Below are 18,956 nucleotides of genomic sequence, written 5' to 3'. Positions count from 1 at the left end.
TCGATGAACTGCGCAATGAACTGCGGATTCGCCAAATCATAGCACTGCATCAAGTGCTCCCAACTGCTCCCAACTGCCCTCTCTCACTACCTCCTCCCCCCAATCCACCTGGCGAGCCCCGCGAGCCGCGTCATATCTAGCGGTTCGTCCAGATCCATCGCAATGCAGTGCCGGTAATACGGACTCAAATCGAGCCCCACGCCCAGCCCGATCACGTCGACGTCGCGCATGGCCTCGTGGCGCGCCACCACCTCCTTCAGATGGTTGTCGAGGTAGAAGGCGTCGTTCGCCTGGGCGGTTGCCGCGTCCATCGGACTGCCGTCCGAGATCACGACGAGAATGCGGCGCGCCTCGGCACGGGCCGCCAGGCGCGCGCACGCCCATTCGACGGCCTCGCCGTCCACGCCCTCGCGAAAGAGGTCGGGCTTGAGCAGCGCGGCAATGGGTGCTCGCGCGCGCCGCCAGCTATCGTCGGCGGATTTGAACACCATGTGGCAGGTCTCGTTCAGCCGCCCCGGGTGCGCCGGCCGCCCGCTCGCGAGCCACTCGGCGCGCGCACGGCCGCCGTTCCAGGCAAGGGTGGTGAAGCCAAGCACCTCGCTCTCGAGTCCCGCCTGCTCGCAGGCCCGCGCGAGCAAATCGACCATCATCGCCACCGGCTCGATATGCGCCTTCATCGAGCCCGAGCAATCGATCAGGAAGCCCACCACGCAATCGCCGCGCGGTTGCAGCCGTTCGCGCGTGAACACGCGGCGCTCGGCGGGCGAACTCACGACCTGCGCGAGACGCCGGCCGTCGATGCAGCCCTCCTCCTCGCCGAACAGCCAGCCATCGCGTTCCGGCACGGCCAGCGCCGCCTGCAATACGCGCGCGAGCCGCGCGACGTTGATGCCGCGCGCGGCGATACGTTCGTCCAGGCGCTCGCGGTATTCGCGCAGCACGGCGTCGCGCACGAGCGTGGCCGGCCGGATTTCGCGGTCGTATTGCGTCGTGTAGGCGCGATAGCCTTCCGCCGCCGCGCCCAGCACGCGGCTCTCGCCGGTGAGTGCGAGCGCCGGCAGGTCCGCGTCCGTCTCGTCCAGATCCACCCAGAGCGAGAACGACGTCAATGCGTCGTCGGGCTCGCGGGCTTCGTCTTCGTCGTCCCTGGCGCGGACCGCGGCACGCGCATCGTCGAGCATCGCCGCAACGCGGCGCGCGAGTTCGAGCGCGTGCAGCGCGTAGGCGCGCTGGTCCGCGCGATGCCGGCGCAGGCCGGCGAGTTGCGAGCCGATCTCCGGCACGATGCCGGCGCGCGTCGCCTCGATCAGGTCTTCGGTCTCCTCGAGCACCGGCCAGCCGGTCACGCGCGACCACACGATCTGCGCGACCGTGTAGAGCAGGATGCCGAGATGGCCTTCGCTGAGTCCCGCGCGGCAATACGCGCGCGACCATTCATCGAAGCGATGCCGCAAGTTCCGCGCAAGCCCCTGCATGCCCGGCGACACCTGCGCCTCGCAACGCACCTGCTCGAAAAGCTCGAACAACAGGCGCTCGACGGGTGCCTCGGGGCATAGCAGCCGGTGCAATGCCGCATCGGAATGGAGCAGGCGTTGCGCGGCGCCATCGGCGGCGCCGCGCAACGAAGCGAAATCGTCCTCATAGGCGTTGCTGCGCAGATGCGGCGCGTACAGCGGCAGCGGCCGCAACTGCCGGCACAGCCGCCCGCCGCGATAATGCAGCGCGGGGTCGCCCGTGAGCGCGCGCACGGCGGCCGCGCACAGCGCCTCGCGCCGCAACGCGGCGCGCACGGCTTCGCGCGTGGGCTGCGTGTGCGGTGTGGCCGTGGTGGACATCATGCGCGCGGATCTTGCGAGTCATCACCGGGCGGCTCGGCATCGAGCTCGACACCGAAGCAACGCTGGTAATACTCGGCGACGATGGGCCGCTCGGCCTCGTCGCATTTGTTCAGGAAAGTGAGCCGGAACGCCAGCGCGGGATCGCGAAAGATCTCGCAGTTCTCGGCCCAGTTGATGACGGTGCGCGGCGACATCAGCGTGGACAGGTCGCCGCTCGCGAACCCTTTGCGCGTGAGCGCGGCCATGCTGACCATAGAGTCGACCAGCGCGCGGCCCGCCGCGTCGGTCATCTCCGGCACGCGCGCGAGCACGATGCCGGCCTCCTCCTCGCGCGGCAGGTAATTGAGGGTCGCGACAACGTTCCAGCGGTCCATCTGCGCGTGATTGAGCATCTGCGTGCCGTGGTACAGCCCGTTGAGATTGCCGAGGCCGATCGTGTTGGTGGTCGCGAAGAGACGGAAATACGGGTGCGGGCGAATCACGCGATTCTGGTCGAGCAACGTGAAGCTGCCGTCGCGCTCGAGAATGCGCTGAATCACGAACATCACGTCGGGGCGGCCCGCATCGTACTCGTCGAAGATCAGCGCGACGGGCCGTTGCAGCGCCCACGGCACGATGCCTTCCTGGAACTCGGTGACCTGGCGGCCATCGCGCAGCACGATGGCGTCCTTGCCGACGAGGTCGAGCCGGCTGATATGACCGTCGAGATTCACGCGCACGCAAGGCCAGTTCAGCCGCGCGGCAACTTGCTCGATATGCGTGGACTTGCCCGTGCCGTGCAGCCCTTGAACCATCACGCGCCGGTTGCGCGTGAAGCCCGCGAGGATCGCAAGCGTCACCTCGGGGTTGAAGCGGTATGCCTCGTCGATGTCGGGCACATGCGCGTCGCGCGTGCCGAACGCCGGCACCATCAGATTCGAGTCGATGCCAAAGCGCTCGCGCACCGACACCATCAAGTCGGGCTTCTCCATCGTGCAATCCGTTTTCTCGGGGTCCACGGTGCTCTCCTCGTGGTCGTCATGGGTGCGCACAAGCGTATTCGGCTTCATTCGGCCTCACTCGCCGAGGTGGCCATGAAAGTTGCCCGAACCCGTATTGGCCGCGTATTGATCCATCGACCCATTCGGCCAGTTCAGGAAGTTCTGCTCCTCCTCGCGTGCACGACCTCGACGGTTAAACCACGCATAGGCCGCGAGCAACACCACGAGACTCACCACACCGAGCCAGAGCGGCTTGCGCTGCTCGGGGATGAACGCCATCGCCACGAGAATGCTGACCATGCCGGCAATCGAGAGCCAGGTGAGGTACGGGAAGCACCACATCTTCACGCGCAGCTCGCCAACTGCCTGTACATCGAGACGCTTGCGCAGACGCAGTTGCGACATGGCGATGAGCAGATAGACGAAGATCGCGACGGTGCCATACGAGTTCACGAGGAAGGCGAACACCGTATCCGGCGAAACGTAAGACATGACCACCGACACATAGCCAAATACAGTGCCGAGCAGGATTGCGCGCACCGGCACGCCGCGGCGGCTCACCTTCGCGAGCGCCTTGGGCGCATCGCCGTGGCGGGTCAGTGCGAACAGCATGCGCGAGGCGGCATAGAGGCCCGAGTTCAGCGCCGAGAGCACGGCGGTCAGCACGATCGCGTTCATGATGTTGGCGGCGGCGGGCAGGCCCATCACTTCAAGGGCGCTCACATAGGGCGTCGACATCTGCGGCGAATTCCACGGCACGAGCGCAACCACGAGCAGCACGGAACCCACATAAAACACGAGCACACGCGTGATCACCGAATTGGTTGCCTTGGCAACGGCCTTCGCGGGTTCGCGCGCCTCGGCCGCCGCGATCGTGACGATCTCCGCGCCGAAGTAAAAACCCGTTGCCGCTACGGCGCCACTGAGCACTGGCCCGATCCCCTTCGGCATGAGCCCGCCATGGCCGAGCAGCGTCGGCAGCACGGAAGCCGTGTGCAGCGACGAAGGCCACAGCCCGAGCACGTACAGGCCGCCGAGGAACAGGAACACCATGATGGCCGCGACCTTGATCGACGAGAACCAGAATTCGAACTCGCCGTAGCTGCCAACCGAGATCAGATTCGTCGCGCTCAGAAGCACGAGCAGCACGAGACTGATGATCCAGGCTGGCGCGTCGGGTAGCCAGAACTGGACGAGCTTGGCGCCCGCCACCGCCTCCACGGCAACCACAATCACCCAGAAATACCAGTACATCCACCCTGTGAGGAAGCCCGCGAGCTTGCCCGGCCCGCGCCAACTCGCAAACGCCATCCGCGCATATTCGTAGAACGAACCCACTGCGGGCATGGCGCAGGCCATTTCGCCGAGCATGCGCATCACCAGCACCACGAGCCCGCCGGTGATGAGAAACGACAGCACCGCAGCGGGCCCCGTCTGCTGGATTACTACGCCACTGCCAACGAAAAGACCGGCTCCGATCACGCCGCCTAGCGCGATCATCGTCATGTGCCGCTGCTTGAGACCGCATTTCAACTGACTATTGTCCATCGAGGGTTGCATGTCACCTCCTCCAGATTCCAGATCCTGGTTGTTCCTGGTTAATTCCTGGTTGTTCGAGTGCGGACGCGTTCGCGGTGCTTCGCGACGCAACCGGCACTCGCCATCCGTGACGGGCGAGCCCGTGCGCAAGCACAGGCGCACCCGCGTTGCCCGGATGGGTCTCATTTGCTGTTATTTGCTTCGTTATTCGAACGTGTTGCAGCGCGTGTCTTCAGGGCTTCTCGTCGCGCCTGAAGTACTGCACGTAGAGCATGCGCTGCCCGATGCGCCTGAATGGCGCAAATGGATGCCCTGGCAGCGGCGAAGTGAAGATCGGCAGCGTCTGATGCGCACCCTTGCCGGCGATGCGCTCGGCGAGACGCCGTCCGGCCTGTTGAGAATACGAAACGCCATTGCCGCCGTAGCCGAGTGCGTAATACACCGACTGGCGCGGATCCGGCTGGCATACGCGCGGCATCATGTCGTGACTCACGTCCACCCAGCCCCACCACGAGTAGTCGATCTGCACGCCGCGCAGCGCCGGAAACTTGCGCGCCATGCCTTCCTTGAGCAGGTCGAGGTGGCGCGGGTTCGGCGCGTCCTGCCCCGTGATTGCGCTGCGGCTGCCGATCTGCAATCTGCGGTCGGGCAGGAAGCGATAGTAAAAGCGCAGCGTGCGCGTATCCGTGAGCACCTGGGTCGTGCGGAAGTTGCACGCGTCGATCTCGGCGTCGGTGAGCACACGCGTGACCATCGAATTCGAGAGGATCGGCATGACCTTGCTGCGCAGCGACGGATGCAGCGTCTGCGCCGTGTACGCACCGGTTGCGATGCCCACTGCACGCGCCCGCACGATGCCGCCCGGCGTGCGCAGATGATGCACGCCGTTGATGGTTTCCCAGCCCATGACCGGGCTGCTCGTGTGCACCTTCGCGCCGGCTGCGCGCGCGAGGCGCAGGTAGCCGAACGCGAGCTTCAGTGCATGTACACCGATCCCTTCGGGCTCGTGCAGCGCGCCGCACGACTCGTGGTCGTCGATAAATTCGCGGCGGAAGGTCTTCGCGTCGATCAGCTCGGACGGATAGCCGAACACGTCCTTCCAGACCTTGGCCTCGGCAGCGAGCTTGGCCATGATGCGCGGCCGGTGTGCGATCAGGAAGTGACCGCCCGGCTGCGGATCGCAGTCGATCTCCGACACGAACTCCTTGAAGTGATTGAAGCCCTGCTGGATTTCGTCGTGCATCTTGAGCGCGATGCCCTTGCCCCAGCGCTCGATCCATTGCGAGCGCGAGAGACGGCCCGAGGCGTTCTGCCCTTGCCCGCCGTTGCGGCTGCTGCAACCCCAGCTCGTGCGGTTTGCCTCGAGCACGACCGCCTTGATGCCGTGCTCGCGTGCGAGGCACAACGCCGTGGCCAGACCCGTGTAGCCGCCGCCGATGATCGCGACGTCGACGTCGATGTCCTTCGTGACGGGGCCGTCGTCGGCCGGTGGGGTGCCCGCCGTCGCGACCCAGTAGGTGGGCGCGTAGTCCTTGCCGATCCCAGGGCCTGGGGACACGAGCGGATCGTAGGTGGGATCGTATTTCGTGGAGCCGTTGTTGCCGCCGACAAAGCCGGTGGCCGGATGCTCGATGGTGCTGTATCCCATGATCAATGCTCCGTCGTCTTGGTGTGCACAACTGCGCGGACGGTTACACGGACTGGGGTGAGAGCGGTTGCTGCCGACTGCTTGATCGTCATGCCTGTCTCCTGTCTTTTCTTTCGTGCTCCGTTGGTGAAAATTCTAGGCAGACCAATTGCACCCAGGTAGAACCAGTGGCCTGGTATCGCCTGGTACAGCGGGGCCGTTTGCAGTGTATTTGCAGCACTTTTGTATCGGCGCATCAGGGTAATTCGGGTTGTCACGCCACGAACTTCATGTTCGCTTTGAAAATGGGCTAGAAAACCCGAACAATTTGTTCCATTATTCCCGCCATCACACGCCGTGCATTTCATTGCCGGCAAAAACGGACCTGAGGAAAACCCGGAGAGACCATGCGAGACACTGCACCAGCGCCGCGCGACGAATCGTCGACGGACGATGCACGCGTGCTGCGCGCGCTCGTCGTGCTGGAGCAGTTAGCGTCGGCGGGCCAGCCGTACACGCTGTCCCAACTGTCCGCGCGGCTCCATATTCCCAAGGCCACGCTGCTGAGACTCATCGACTCGCTCGAAACGCGCGGCTACGTGGTCCACATGCCCGACTCGCGCGGCCACGACCGCAGCATTGCGCTTGGGCCCCGCGCGGCGCAGCTCGCGCTGGCCACGCTCGCCAACAACACATTCACGCGCTCCTGCCGCGTGCTGCTGCGCTCGCTCGTGGAGTCCCTTGGCGAGACCTGCAACCTCACCGCGCTCGACGGCGACCGCGTGCTCTACATCGAGCGTGTCGAAACGACGGAGCCACTGCGCATGGAAATGCGCCCCGGCATGCACGTTCCGCTGCACTGCACCGCGAGCGGCAAGCTGTTTCTCTCGCAGATGACGGCACTCGAACGCAACGCGCTGCTCGAGCGCCTCGTGCTCACGAAGATGACGTATCGCACCCTCACCGATCCGCAGATTCTCGCCACCGAGCTGGACCGGCTCGCGGTGCGCGGCATCGGCATCGACAACGAGGAGTTCGTGCGCGGTATGGTGGCGATCGCGGTGCCTGTGATGGACCCCGCCAGCAAGCGCGTGCTGGCTGCGCTCGCCGTGCACGCGCCGACCGCGCGCAAGAGCCTCAACGATCTGCTGGAAGCCGTGGGCCGCATGCGGGAAACCGCGAACGGGCTCGCGCCGCTGCTTCAGGGTCTGTCGCTGGCATGAACCGGCGCTGGGCCGGTGCGGGCTTTCGTTAGGGTTTTTTCGGGCGGTTGCTGTTTCGCGGTTTCCGCTTTTTTGCGTTTCCTTGTGTTCGTGTCGGTCTGCTAGCGTTGCCCCTGTGCGGGGCGGCACCTACTTTTCTTTGCAGCGGCAAAGAAAAGTAGGCAAAAGAAAGCCGCTCAAACCGCCAGTGTGACGCAGTACACCACTTGCCTTTAATCGGAGCGGTTCCGGAGCGTCCGCCACCACGCGCCCTACAACGGAGTGACTAAGGGCTCATTCCTCCGGCGGCGCTACGCGCGCCGTGGGGCATAATCCAAAACAATCAGGATGCCTGCGCATCGATGCTGCGCATGCGCATTCGAGTACCCAGGCAGCACACCTGGTTTCCCATGCAGACCCGACCGCTGCGCGCGTAGCGAGCAGCGGGATGTGCGGGCCCTTTGTCACTAACGTTGAATGTGCGAGGTGACGGATGCCCCGGAACCACTTCGATTAACGGCAAGAGGTGGACGGCGTCACACTGGCGGTTTGAGCGGCTTTCTTTTGCCTACTTTTCTTTGCCGCTGCAAAGAAAAGTAGGTGCCGCCCCGCACAGGGGCAACGCTAATAGACCGACACGAAAACAAGGAAACGCGAAAAAACCACCCCCTGGCAGCCAACACAAACCAGGCACTCCCCCACAGACTTCTGATTCCGTTTCAGCGGTTTCCGTTTCACTTTCGGCGTGCGCGCACCATTTGCGCTTGCGATCGCTCTCCCCATCCACGACATTGATTCAAAAAACGCGGCACAAGGCGTACATCGAACCACGCCGCGCCGCGCCTGGATTTCGAGGAGACGGGATTCATGGAACACGAAGTCGATTACCTGATCGTCGGCGCCGGATCGGCGGGCTGCGTGCTCGCCAACCGCCTGAGCGCCGATGCCCGCAATACCGTGCTGCTGCTCGAAGCGGGCGGCGAGGACTCCAACCCGTGGATCCACGTCCCGGTTGGCTACTTCAAGACCATGCACGACCCCGAGCTCGACTGGTGCTATCGCACCGAGCCCGACGAAAACGTGGCCGGGCGGCAAATCGACTGGCCGCGCGGTAAGGTGCTCGGCGGTTCGAGTTCGCTCAATGGCCTGCTCTACGTCCGCGGGCAACGTGAGGACTACGACCGATGGGCCGCGCTCGGCAACCATGGTTGGCGTTACGACGACGTGCTCCCCTACTTCAAAAAGTCCGAGGACCAGGAGCGCGGTGCGAACGAATGGCACGGCGTGGGCGGCCCGTTGAAGGTCTCCGACCTGCGGCTGCACCGTCCCATCGCCGATCACTTCATCGCCGCCGCGCAGGACATCGGCATTCCGCTCAATCAGGACTACAACGGCGCAAGCCAGGAAGGCGTCGGCTATTTTCAGCAAACGGCATACAAGGGCTTTCGCTGGAGCACCGCCAAGGGCTTTCTCAAGCCCGCGCGCCATCGCAGCAACCTGAGCGTGGCGACGCGCGCGCAAGCGTGCCGGGTGCTCTTCGAAGGGCGCCGCGCGGTGGGCGTGGAGTACATGCAGGGCGGCGAGCGCAAACAGGCGCGCGCTCGCGTGGAGGTCATTCTCGCTTCCGGCGCGATAGGCTCGCCGCAAATTCTTCAGCACTCCGGCGTGGGTCCAGCGGACGTATTGCGCAATGCCGGCGTACCTGTGCTGCACGAACTGGCTGGCGTGGGGCAGAACCTGCAGGACCATCTTCAGGTGCGTCTCGTGTTCCGCACGCGCGAGCGCACGCTCAACGATGAAGTCAATCACCCCTTGCGCAAGGCATGGATCGGGCTGCAATACGCGCTCTGGCGCACTGGTCCGCTCACGCTGGCCGCAAGCCAGGTCGCGATCTTCACGCGCTCGCGCCCCGATGTCGAGCGCCCCGACATCCAGTTCCACATGCAACCACTAAGCGCCGACAAACCCGGCAAGGGCGCACATCCGTTCTCCGCATTCACTGCTTCGGTATGCCAACTACGTCCCTATAGCCGCGGCAGCGTCGAGATCCGCTCGACCGAGCCGCTCGCGTATCCGGCCATCCACGCGAACTATCTGTCCGACGTACGCGACCATCCAGTGGTGATCGGCGGCATCCGGGTCGCGCGCAGCATCGCGGCCGCGCCCTCGCTTGCGCCGCACATCGTCTCCGAGTTCGTGCCGGGTGCGCAGTACCAGACCGATGCCGAACTGCTGGAGGCCGCGCGCAACTACAGCCAGTCCATCTACCATCCCGCGGGCACCTGCAAGATGGGCCGCGATGCCATGGCCGTCGTCGACGAACGGCTGAGAGTGCACGGCCTCGGCGGCCTGCGCGTGGTGGACGCGTCGATCATGCCGGAACTCGTCTCCGGCAACACGAATGCCCCCGTGATCATGATCGCCGAGAAAGCGGCCGACATGATTCTCGAGGACCGCCCAGCGCTTACCGCGTCGCAACCGGAGCATGCGCAAGCGCACGTCTGACCCACGCAGTCATGCAGGCCATGTGAAACGCAGCGGCCATGAAGGATAACCAAGCCTATTTCTGGAGACAACCATGAACGCATTGCCCCGGGTCGATGCCCGGCAGATGAGACGCGTGGTCGTAGCGAGCCTGATTGGCGCGACCATCGAATGGTATGACTTCTTCCTCTACGGTGTGGTCGCCGGCATCGTTTTCAACAAGCTCTATTTCCCGAGCGGCGATCCCCTCATCTCCACGATGCTCGCCTACGGCACCTTTGCCGTGGGCTTTCTGAGCCGCCCGCTCGGCGGGATGATCTTCGGCCATTTCGGCGACCGGCTCGGCCGCAAGAGCATGCTGGTGATGACGCTTTCCATCATGGGCGTCGCCACCGTGCTGATCGGCACCGTGCCCACCTACGCGCAGATCGGCCTCTGGGCGCCCGCGCTGCTGCTCGTCCTGCGCGTCGCACAAGGCCTGGGTCTCGGCGGCGAATGGGGCGGCGCCGTGCTCATGTCGTTCGAGTACGCCCCCGAAGGCAAACGCGGACTCTTCGCGAGCATTCCGCAAATCGGCCTTGCGATCGGGCTGTGCCTCGCCTCGGGCGTGGTCGCGCTGCTCTCTTCCACGCTCAGCAATGCGCAATTTCTCGCGTGGGGCTGGCGTGTGGCGTTCTTCCTCTCATTCGCGCTCGTGGCGATCGGCATGTATATCCGCCTGCGCGTGATGGAAACGCCCGAGTTCGAGCGCGTGAAGCAAGCGGGGGCCGAAATTCGCGTGCCGATTGCCGAGGTGCTCACCCGCTACCCCGGCAACGTGCTCGCGGGCATGGGTGCGCGCTTCATCGACGGCGTGTTCTTCAACGTGTTCGCGGTTTTCACCATCGCCTATCTCACGCAGACGCTCAAGCTCTCGCGCACCGACGCGCTGCTCGCCGTCATGGCCGCCGCATTCGTGATGATCTTCACGATTCCGTTCTTTGGCCGGCTTTCGGATCGTGTCGGACGCACGCGCATCTACTTCTGGGGATCGCTGCTCACGGGCTTTTCGTCGTTCTTCGGCTTCTGGCTCATGAAGCATAGCGGTGGCGAGCCCTTGCTCGTGTGGATCGCGGTGATCATCCCGCTCGGTGTGGTGTATGCGTCGGTTTATGGGCCGGAGGCGGCGCTCTTTGCGGAGCTTTTTGATGCCAATGTGCGCTATTCCGGGATTTCGTTTGTGTATCAGTTTTCGGGGATCTTCGCGAGCGGGATCAGCCCGATCATGGCGACGTGGCTTTTGCAGCGTAATGGCGGCGATCCGTGGCTTATTTGTGTTTATACGCTGTGTGCGGGTCTCATTAGTGCGCTTTCGGCCGCGTGGGTCGGGCGTCGGCAGCTTTCGCGGCGCGTGGCGGTGGGTGGGGTGAGGTGAGCTAAAGCGAATCAGGCGCTTTATGTTGATTTTCTGGAACAGCGTCGCCCCATAATGGAAGCGGGCGACGCATGCTTTCCTATTTGAAGCAGATTTTCCGGGCCTGTATCACAAAGCACCAGGCCTGAGCCGAACCGTCCTCGATACTGCATCCCAAAGCGCTACAGCCTCCCCGGTGGTGAGTGACCCATGTTCGAGGCTCACGAGTTTCCCTTCTATTCTGAGCCGTCCACCAGTCTGCATACCCAGAGACACATAGGGTGATTCTGGTCGGCTCGTGGTTTCATTGACGGCAAGCTTGAAGGTGTCGCCGCGCCCGTCTCCAGGCTTCAGACCTTCAAAGAGCCACTCCTCTCCTTTTAAGCCGGAAAGCTCCACCGCTCCCTTGCGAATGACTTTCGCATCCATTGCGTTGAGGGCATCCAGCGTTAGAGGGTTGTTTGCATGCTGCAAGAGCGTCGTGTTTTCCCGCGATGCTGTATCAACAGATACGTTAAAGAAAACATCACGATTACTCGCCAATCTAAATCCACTGTTTACGTACTGGTCATCCGTTGCCTTCCCGGGTAGAAAGCCACCCGCGAAGCACAACCCTGGCTCGGTTGGAGCCTCCTCTTTCGGGCGGCCTCGCAATTTTTCGAGCAAGCCAAGTACCAGATCAGTTTTTGCGGGGACATCATTTTTCACATCGAATTTCCTGACGATTGGATTATTAGTTTGATCGGGATGAAGGTAGTCAGACGCCTCAATTTTCACCATGAAGCGATACCCACGGTCCCATTTGTATCCTTCGATGTATCGCGTCGCTGGGCTATCGATGACAGTGTCACGGTAAATAAAGTAGTACGTGTTTTTCCCACGCGCTGATCCAAAGGCGTACAGAAACGGGCGGGGATAGTTGGTCTCGACAGTTTTTAACTTTGCTTCGCGTTGAGCAATCTCCTCCCGGTAAGCGTCTTCGCTCATCGCCTGTGCTTCAACGTCAACACCCCCGATCTTGGCGTAGCCGTATTCCGTGGCATCCTCCGGCATATCAATCAGATAGCGGCCTACGCACCGCGCTTTCAAGTTCGCAGTCAGTTCACTCACGATTTGCTTTTCCTGTCGACTCAACGGTGGCAGCTTGTTTTCACAAGCGACAACGATAAAAATGAGGCATACAGCGGCCAGTGTTACGCGCGGTCTCCTCATGCCTTGTAGTCCAAGGCAGTACCCTTTACGCTCTGCGCAATGCGCGTGATGGCATGAAGGGTGAAAAGCCTGGTCGCATCAACCTTGTAGGCTCCTTCATGGTCGATACCAGCGAAGGCTGTACAGGCGTGCACCTGATGGCCGGGTGAGCGGCCAGAGCGAACGGGGACTGTCCCATCCCCGTGCTCTTCGGCGTCTCGCAGAACGAATTTGGAAAACACGGCCCTTCCGTTCTGCGTCGTCTCAATCATTTGGTCACCGGTCGCGGGATCTTCGCTGCCACGTTTTCTGAGCAGATCGGTAATAGGTGGGGAACCACCTCGCAGCAGCGGTGGGGCATGCTGCGTCCATGTAATAGTGCCGTATGCCAAGTGGTTCTCATCGTCACCGTAGAACGCGTAAGTGTTGGCGTGGTACTTGCCGCTGATGCGGTCGTGGAACGGTTCAACTTCCTTGACTATCAATTCACTAAATTTCTTCCAGTCCTGATCGACGATTTTCTTCGCGGTATCGCGCGGGTTCAGTAACTGGTCATCGCACAAGCCCCACCAGGTGCCACGCACCGTATAGATTTCGCTGTACGGATCTGATTCCGGTAAAGCGACGAACCGCTCGCCGTCCCTGATCCTGAGCCACCCCATGCCGTAGTCGCGGCTCGGCAACAACTGCAGCGGACCCGGCGCATTGCCAACCACCGCAGTCATGGTGGCTGCGTTCGGTCCCAGCGCGAGAGCCGTCAAAGCGCCTTTGATACCTGCACCTTCCGTTCCCGTCTTCATCCGCTTGTAGGTCGCGGCGGCTCCCGTGGCCGGCATCACCCCATGCACGATGCCCAGCACCTTGTCGCGCATCCCCATCACTTCCGAGTAATAGCGGGCCACGAGCCCGCCCATCGAGTGGGTCACAAGAATCACTTTCTCGCATCGGTAATTGAACTGCTCGCGATACCAGGCCGTGATTTCATCGATTCGCGCAGAAAGACGGGCGGCCGACACTGCGTTCGATTGCAGCCAGTTGTAACCCACTGCATGCACGGGAAATTGATACTTGTACGAGAGCGCCACCTCGTCGAATACCAGCTTTTCCAAGCCCGGGGTGACGATGTGGCACAGGCTCTCGCGCAATCCCTTGCGTCCGTAATCGGTTTCCGCGTGAGCGTCGTTCAGCGCGTTTTCGAGCCATACCAGCCACCCACCGTAGCTCATGTAGGCAACTTCGCCCCAGCCACGGCGGTGCAACTCAGCTTCAGTTTGTGCCGTGCCAGTTGCAATCTTTCCATCGGTGTGAACCGTAGTTTTTTCCGGATCCAGAATGAGCTTGCGATCTGCCGCACTGCTTACCATCCATGACTTAACAGTCGAATTGCTGTCGAGAAGCCAGACCGGCTCCGGTGGATCAGTATCCTTCTTCGCCAGATTCGTCCCCATGATGCCTGGCACAAAGATCACGGGAATGACCCGGCGCGGGACCATGTAGCAGACGGCCGTGCTCTGGTCAGGCGGCGATGTTACCGACGAGTAATGAACCGACCCATCGTCGGCAATCTTCGGCGGGATGATGCGCTCTAGTTGTGTAGCCAATGCAGTTTCCTCCCATTTACGCGCAACGCGGCCTTTACGAATTGCCCCGTGCTGATCTGGGCAACGAGGGCGGGCAATGGCACGCGTGCGTTTCCATGCCCAACGACGTTGTTAAGCAGGTTTGGGAGAACGAGCAATGATAAAAATCAGAAAAAGATCAAACAGCGATTCCGGCCCTGCACTTGCGCGATACGTCACCGCCGCGGCATGCAGTATTTGGCTGGTCATGGATCAGATCGCCGGGATCGCCCGAAGCAGCAGCCGAGATGGCTCTGACTCTTGTTGAAGTTGAAAACCGGACGAGAGTGAACTATCGAAAGCGGCCCCGAGCGCCCACTCACACGTCCGCGTGGGCTCCGCCTCTTTGGCGAATGGAGTCGCGCGGTCCTGACGTCCTTCGAATACACGCCCACCTATGCAAGCGCGTCTTCTACGCGCGCATTCCGCAAATCAAACTTGATCGAAGGTTAATTCAGCCCATGAATCGATACAGCGGTGCTGCGTACTCTCAAATAGCAATATTTTGTCGGCTGAGCACTAACACACAAGCATGTTTTATCGTCACAAAAATCATGATTTTATTTACAAACAAATAAAATTAAATCAGGTCACATTTATTCACATCGACGATTAACCTCGGTGATGCGTTACAGCCTGCCGCTCAACGCAATTCGCGCGAGCACCCTACCGCGCTGCCTGGCCCCTGTCTTTATCGACGTGCATCAGCACCTCGCTCCGTCCGAAATATGATTGCAGGCATGCCATGATCCCTACAGGTTTATTCGAAAATATTTCCATCATCTTGATCTGATTTGATTCAAATCCAAATTTCCCCCTCCCCCATACATTAAAATCAAGCATTACAAACCATTCAACACCATCAATATCGCAATTAAAAATCTTTAAAAGTAAAATCCAGTTAACCCTGACCGCGATTTTAAATTTCCATCCAGAATTATCCGATCAACTCATGCCTCAAATTATTCAACTGACCGTCAACGGCGTATCACGCACCGTTGAAGTGGATCCCGACACCCCGTTGCTATACGTGCTCCGCAATGACCTGGCGCTCAACGGACCCAAGTTCGGCTGCGGGCTGGGCGAGTGCGGCGCCTGCACCGTCATCATGGACGGCACGGCAACCCGTTCATGCGTCACCCCCGTACAAGCCGCGCAAGGCCGCGAAGTCGTCACGCTGGAGGGGCTCGGCACCGTCGAGCATCCGCATCCCGTACAGCAGGCGTTCATCGACTCGCAAGCCGCGCAGTGCGGCTACTGCACCAACGGCATGGTCATGACCACCAAGGCCCTGCTCGATCGCAACCCGCACCCGTCCGACGAGCAAATCCGCCACGCCCTCGCCTATAACCTGTGCCGCTGCGGCACGCACGTCGAAATCGTTGACGCAGTCAAACGTGCCGCCGGCATGATCGCGCAACCGGTTTCGCCTTCCAGCCCCCTTAAAACGGAAAAAGGCAAGCCAGCATGAAACGTCGAGCATTTCTAAAATCCGGCGGCTATCTGCTGGTTGCCGCCGCGTTGCCCACCGCCGCGCTCACCGTGGCCCAGCAACTGCAAACGCCCGCCGCCGAACATCCCGCCTCTCCGGCGCTCGATCAGGTAAGCAGTTTTATCGCCATCGATCGCAATGGCGGCGTAACGGCATTCTGCGGTCACGTCGATCTTGGCACCGGCATCCGCACGGCGCTGGCGCAAATCGTTGCCGAAGAGCTGGACGTGCCCGTCAATCGCGTCACCATGATCCTCGGCGACACGGCGCGCACGCCGGACCAGGGGCCGACCATCGCCAGTTCGAGCATCCAGATCTCGGCTGTGCCGATGCGCCGTGCGGCAGCACAGGCCCGGCAATTCCTCGTCAACGAAGCGGCATCGCGCCTCGCGGTTTCAGCCGATACGCTCAGCGTGGCGGAGGGCATCGTCAAGGCAAAGAATGGCCGCGCCATTTCCTATGGCGATCTCGTCGACGGTCAGCAGTTTCATCTCAAGATTTCGGACCAGGCGCCATTGAAGCCGCGCAAGGACTATCGCGTCGTCGGGCAATCGGTTGCGCGCGTCGATATTCCCGCCAAGGTAACGGGCGGTCTGACCTATGTGCACGATATGCGCGTGCCCGGCATGCTGCATGGCCGCGTCATTCGCCCGCCCTATACCGGCATGGACAACACGGCGCCCATCGGGCAAAGCCTCGTTTCCGTCGACGCCCACTCGATTGCCCATATTCCCGGCATCGTGAAGATCGTCACCATCGGCGATTTCGTGGGCGTCGTGGCCGAGCGCGAAGAGCACGCCATCCGTGCGATGCACGAGCTCAAGGTCACGTGGAAATCATGGGCGCAGTTGCCCGATTTGAGCGCACAACTCGAAACCTCGCTGCGCAACAATCCCTCCACGCCGCGCACGCTGAAAACGACCGGCAACGTTCACGATGCCATCGCCCATGCCGCGCACCGGCTGCGCGCGACCTATCACTGGCCGTATCAGATGCACGGCTCCATCGGGCCTTCGTGCGCGGTCGCCGACTTCCGCGACAATCACGTGACGGTGTGGAGCGGATCGCAAAACCCCCACGATTTACGCGGCGATCTCGTCAAGCTGCTCAAGTTGCCGGCCGATCAGGTTCACGTGATCCGCATGGAAGCGGCGGGTTGCTACGGCCGCAATTGCGCCGACGACGTCTGCGCCGATGCCGCCCTGCTCGCACGCGCCGTGGGCAAGCCCGTGCGCGTGCAGTTGATGCGCGAGCAGGAGCATGGCTGGGAACCCAAGGGCGCGGCGCAACTCATCGATGTCGATGGCGGCCTCGACGCCCAGGGCGAAGTCGTGGGCTACGACTTCAGCACCCGCTATCCGTCGAACGATGCGCTCACGCTTGCGCTCTTGCTAACGGGCGTGGTTCCCGCCACGCCCGCGCCGGTCGAGCAGATGGGCGACCGCACGGCCATTCCGCCTTACCGCTACGCCACTACGCAGGTGGTCGTGCACGACACGCCGCCCATCGTGCGCGCATCGTGGATGCGAGGCGTATCGGCTTTGCCGAACGTATTCGCGCACGAGTCGTATATCGACGAACTCGCTGTGCTGGCCAATCAGGATCCCGTTGCCTTCCGTCTGCGCTATCTGCCCGATGCGCGTGCGCGCGAGCTGGTGCAGGCCGTGGCGAAGCGCGCCGGCTGGAAACCCCGGCAGCCTCACGACGCCGCCCCTAAACCGTGGTCCGGCAACAAGACCGGCGTGCTCACCGGGCGCGGCTTTGCCTACGCTCGCTACTTCCACAGCCCCTTCCCCGGTTTTGGCGCGGCGTGGGCTGCGTGGGTCGTGGATGTCGAAGTCGACCCGGCAACCGGCGTCGTGCGCGTGAAGCGCGTCGTGGTCGGCCACGATTGCGGAATGATGATCAACCCCGACGGCGTGCGTCATCAGGTGCATGGCAACGTATTGCAAATCGTGAGCCGCACGCTCAAGGAAGAGGTTGCATTCGACCGCTCCGGCGTGACGAGCCTCGAATGGGGCGCCTACCCCATCCTGCGCTTCACCGACATGCCCGAAATCGACGTGCTGCTGATGGACCGCCCCGACGAAATGCCGCTGGGCGCGGGCGAATCGGCCTCGGTGCCGGGCGCCGCGGCCATTGCCAACGCCATTTTCGATGCCACGGGTGTCCGTCTGCGTGAAGTGCCTTTCACCCCCGATCGCGTCAAGACCGCACTGAACGAAGCCGCCCATGCGAGCGGCGCGCAAGGAGCCTCAGCATGAAACTTCGATATAAATGGCTCACTGGCGTGGTCGCCATTGCGGCAATTGCAACGGGCGGATTCGCGTGGTTCGCGCACCAGCCCGAGATTGCGGCTGCGCCGCCTGGCCCCCATGACTTCACCACCGCCCAGATCGCCCGGGGCGAAATACTGGTACGGACCGGCGATTGCGCGGTCTGTCACACGGCGTCCGGCGGCGCACGCAATGCCGGCGGCGGCCGGCTCGATACGCCGTTTGGCGTGATCGTCAGTTCCAATATCACGCCGGATCGGGAAACGGGAATAGGCGCGTGGCCCTACGCCGCGTTCGAGCGCGCCATGCGTCGCGGTGTCGATCGCGAAGGGCATTATCTGTATCCCGCCTTCCCCTACACGTCGTTTGCACGTTTTAACGACGAGGACATGCGTGCGCTCTACGCCTATCTGATGACGCAACCTCCCGTGCGTTCGGCGCCACCGCCCTCCGACCTCAAGTTCCCCTTTAACCTGCGCATGCTGATGGCGGGCTGGAACATGCTGTTTCTCGACGGCCGGCCCTGGCGCCCCGACCCTTCGCAATCGGCGGAATGGAACCGGGGTGCCTATCTCGTGCAATCGGCGGCACACTGCACGGCATGCCACTCGCCGCGCAACGTCTTTGGCGCCGAGCAAGGCGGCGCGGACATGTTCGCGGGTGGCGGTGTTGTCGATGGCTGGCACGTACCCGCGCTCAACACGGCCTCGCGCGCGCCCATTGCATGGAATGCCGATGATCTGTACGACTATCTAAGGACTGGCTATTCGGCTCGTCATGGTGTCGCGGCAGGCCCCATGGCCCCCGTCGTGGAGAAGCTGTCCAGGTTGCCGAAGGAGGACGTGCGCGCGATCGCCGTTTATATGGCATCGTTCGCGCCTGCCGGTGCGGGATCGGCGGCAGATCTCGCACAGCACGAAGCGGCGCTTGACGCACGCAGTGACGGCGTCATGGCGGCGCGTGCGCAGACGGGAGCGGCCTTGTTCGCAGGCGCGTGTGCAGGATGCCATCGGGTCAACGACGCACCCAAGCTCTTTGGCGTGCGGCCGGGGCTCGCGTATAACACGAATCTCTATGCCGATAGTCCGGACAATTTGCTGCGCATCCTGCTTAACGGGATCGGGCAGCCGGCTACGCGCGACCTCGGTTATATGCCTGCCTTCCGGTATAACTTCAATGACGCTCAACTGGCTGCGCTGGCGAACTATCTGCGCACGGATATAGCGGGACAGCCCGCGTGGACGGATGTCGCTGCCGCCGCAGCCAATATCCGGAGCACGACAGTCAGGAGCACGACAGCACCGTAATCTGGGTG

Annotated in this window: 12 protein-coding genes; 6 read left to right on the top strand and 6 right to left on the bottom strand. The window is 62.4% G+C overall.

Features of this window, described 5'->3' with window-relative positions; genetic code table 11:
• Window positions 1–86: 86 nt before the first annotated feature.
• The 4 genes from L5014_RS19220 to L5014_RS19205 form a co-directional block, all read right to left on the bottom strand.
• Window positions 87–1,838, bottom strand: a complete 1,752-nt coding sequence (locus L5014_RS19220) for a cobaltochelatase CobT-related protein (RefSeq protein ID WP_420800098.1) — start codon at window positions 1,836–1,838, stop codon at window positions 87–89.
• A complete protein-coding gene (locus tag L5014_RS19215; RefSeq protein ID WP_238465339.1) occupies window positions 1,835–2,809 on the bottom strand; it encodes an AAA family ATPase in 975 nt (324 codons plus the stop codon). The genes L5014_RS19220 and L5014_RS19215 overlap by 4 nt, the downstream gene beginning before the upstream one ends.
• A gap of 84 nt (window positions 2,810–2,893) precedes the next feature.
• Entirely contained in the window at window positions 2,894–4,378 is a 1,485-nt protein-coding gene (locus tag L5014_RS19210; protein WP_238465325.1) for an amino acid permease, read from the bottom strand.
• Window positions 4,379–4,589: 211 nt separating this feature from the next.
• Window positions 4,590–6,005: an NAD(P)/FAD-dependent oxidoreductase gene (locus L5014_RS19205; protein WP_238465324.1), complete on the bottom strand. Its 1,416-nt coding sequence runs from the start codon at window positions 6,003–6,005 to the stop codon at window positions 4,590–4,592.
• Between the two features lie 386 nt (window positions 6,006–6,391).
• On the opposite strand from L5014_RS19205, the gene L5014_RS19200 reads away from it, so the two are divergent.
• The 3 genes from L5014_RS19200 (at window position 6,392) to L5014_RS19190 (ending at window position 11,084) form a co-directional block, all read left to right on the top strand.
• Entirely contained in the window at window positions 6,392–7,207 is an 816-nt protein-coding gene (locus L5014_RS19200; RefSeq protein ID WP_238465323.1) for an IclR family transcriptional regulator, read from the top strand.
• An 846-nt stretch (window positions 7,208–8,053) separates the two neighbouring features.
• Window positions 8,054–9,691: a GMC family oxidoreductase gene (locus L5014_RS19195; RefSeq protein ID WP_238465322.1), complete on the top strand. Its 1,638-nt coding sequence runs from the start codon at window positions 8,054–8,056 to the stop codon at window positions 9,689–9,691.
• Window positions 9,692–9,764: 73 nt separating this feature from the next.
• The gene (locus L5014_RS19190; protein WP_238465321.1) at window positions 9,765–11,084 is read left to right on the top strand and encodes an MFS transporter; all 1,320 of its coding nucleotides are present in this window, start codon (window positions 9,765–9,767) and stop codon (window positions 11,082–11,084) included.
• Window positions 11,085–11,192: 108 nt separating this feature from the next.
• Here the strand turns inward: L5014_RS19190 and L5014_RS19185 are convergent, their stop codons facing one another.
• Window positions 11,193–12,173 (bottom strand): T6SS immunity protein Tli4 family protein, encoded by a 981-nt coding sequence (locus L5014_RS19185; RefSeq protein ID WP_238465320.1) that lies wholly within the window; start codon window positions 12,171–12,173, stop codon window positions 11,193–11,195.
• A 98-nt stretch (window positions 12,174–12,271) separates the two neighbouring features.
• Entirely contained in the window at window positions 12,272–13,855 is a 1,584-nt protein-coding gene (locus L5014_RS19180) for an esterase/lipase family protein (protein WP_238465319.1), read from the bottom strand.
• 970 nt (window positions 13,856–14,825) lie between these two features.
• Between L5014_RS19180 and L5014_RS19175 the strand changes: the two genes are divergently transcribed.
• Genes L5014_RS19175 through L5014_RS19165 form a run of 3 tightly spaced genes read left to right on the top strand, consistent with a single transcriptional unit; the run spans window position 14,826 to window position 18,948 of the window.
• Window positions 14,826–15,344 carry a (2Fe-2S)-binding protein gene (locus L5014_RS19175; RefSeq protein ID WP_238465318.1) on the top strand — a complete coding sequence of 173 codons (519 nt, stop codon included), beginning with the start codon at window positions 14,826–14,828 and terminating at the stop codon, window positions 15,342–15,344.
• Window positions 15,341–17,629, top strand: coding sequence for a xanthine dehydrogenase family protein molybdopterin-binding subunit (locus tag L5014_RS19170; RefSeq protein ID WP_238465317.1), 2,289 nt, complete (start codon window positions 15,341–15,343; stop codon window positions 17,627–17,629). The genes L5014_RS19175 and L5014_RS19170 overlap by 4 nt, the downstream gene beginning before the upstream one ends.
• Window positions 17,626–18,948 carry a cytochrome c gene (locus L5014_RS19165; protein ID WP_238465316.1) on the top strand — a complete coding sequence of 441 codons (1,323 nt, stop codon included), beginning with the start codon at window positions 17,626–17,628 and terminating at the stop codon, window positions 18,946–18,948. Before L5014_RS19170 ends, L5014_RS19165 begins: the two co-directional genes overlap by 4 nt.
• Window positions 18,949–18,956: the final 8 nt, after the last annotated feature.

Origin of the sequence: Paraburkholderia tagetis, assembly GCF_022213065.1 — a bacterium.
In the GTDB taxonomy this organism is placed as follows: Bacteria; Pseudomonadota; Gammaproteobacteria; order Burkholderiales; family Burkholderiaceae; genus Paraburkholderia; species Paraburkholderia tagetis.
This window is presented reverse-complemented; position numbering and strand designations above follow the sequence as displayed.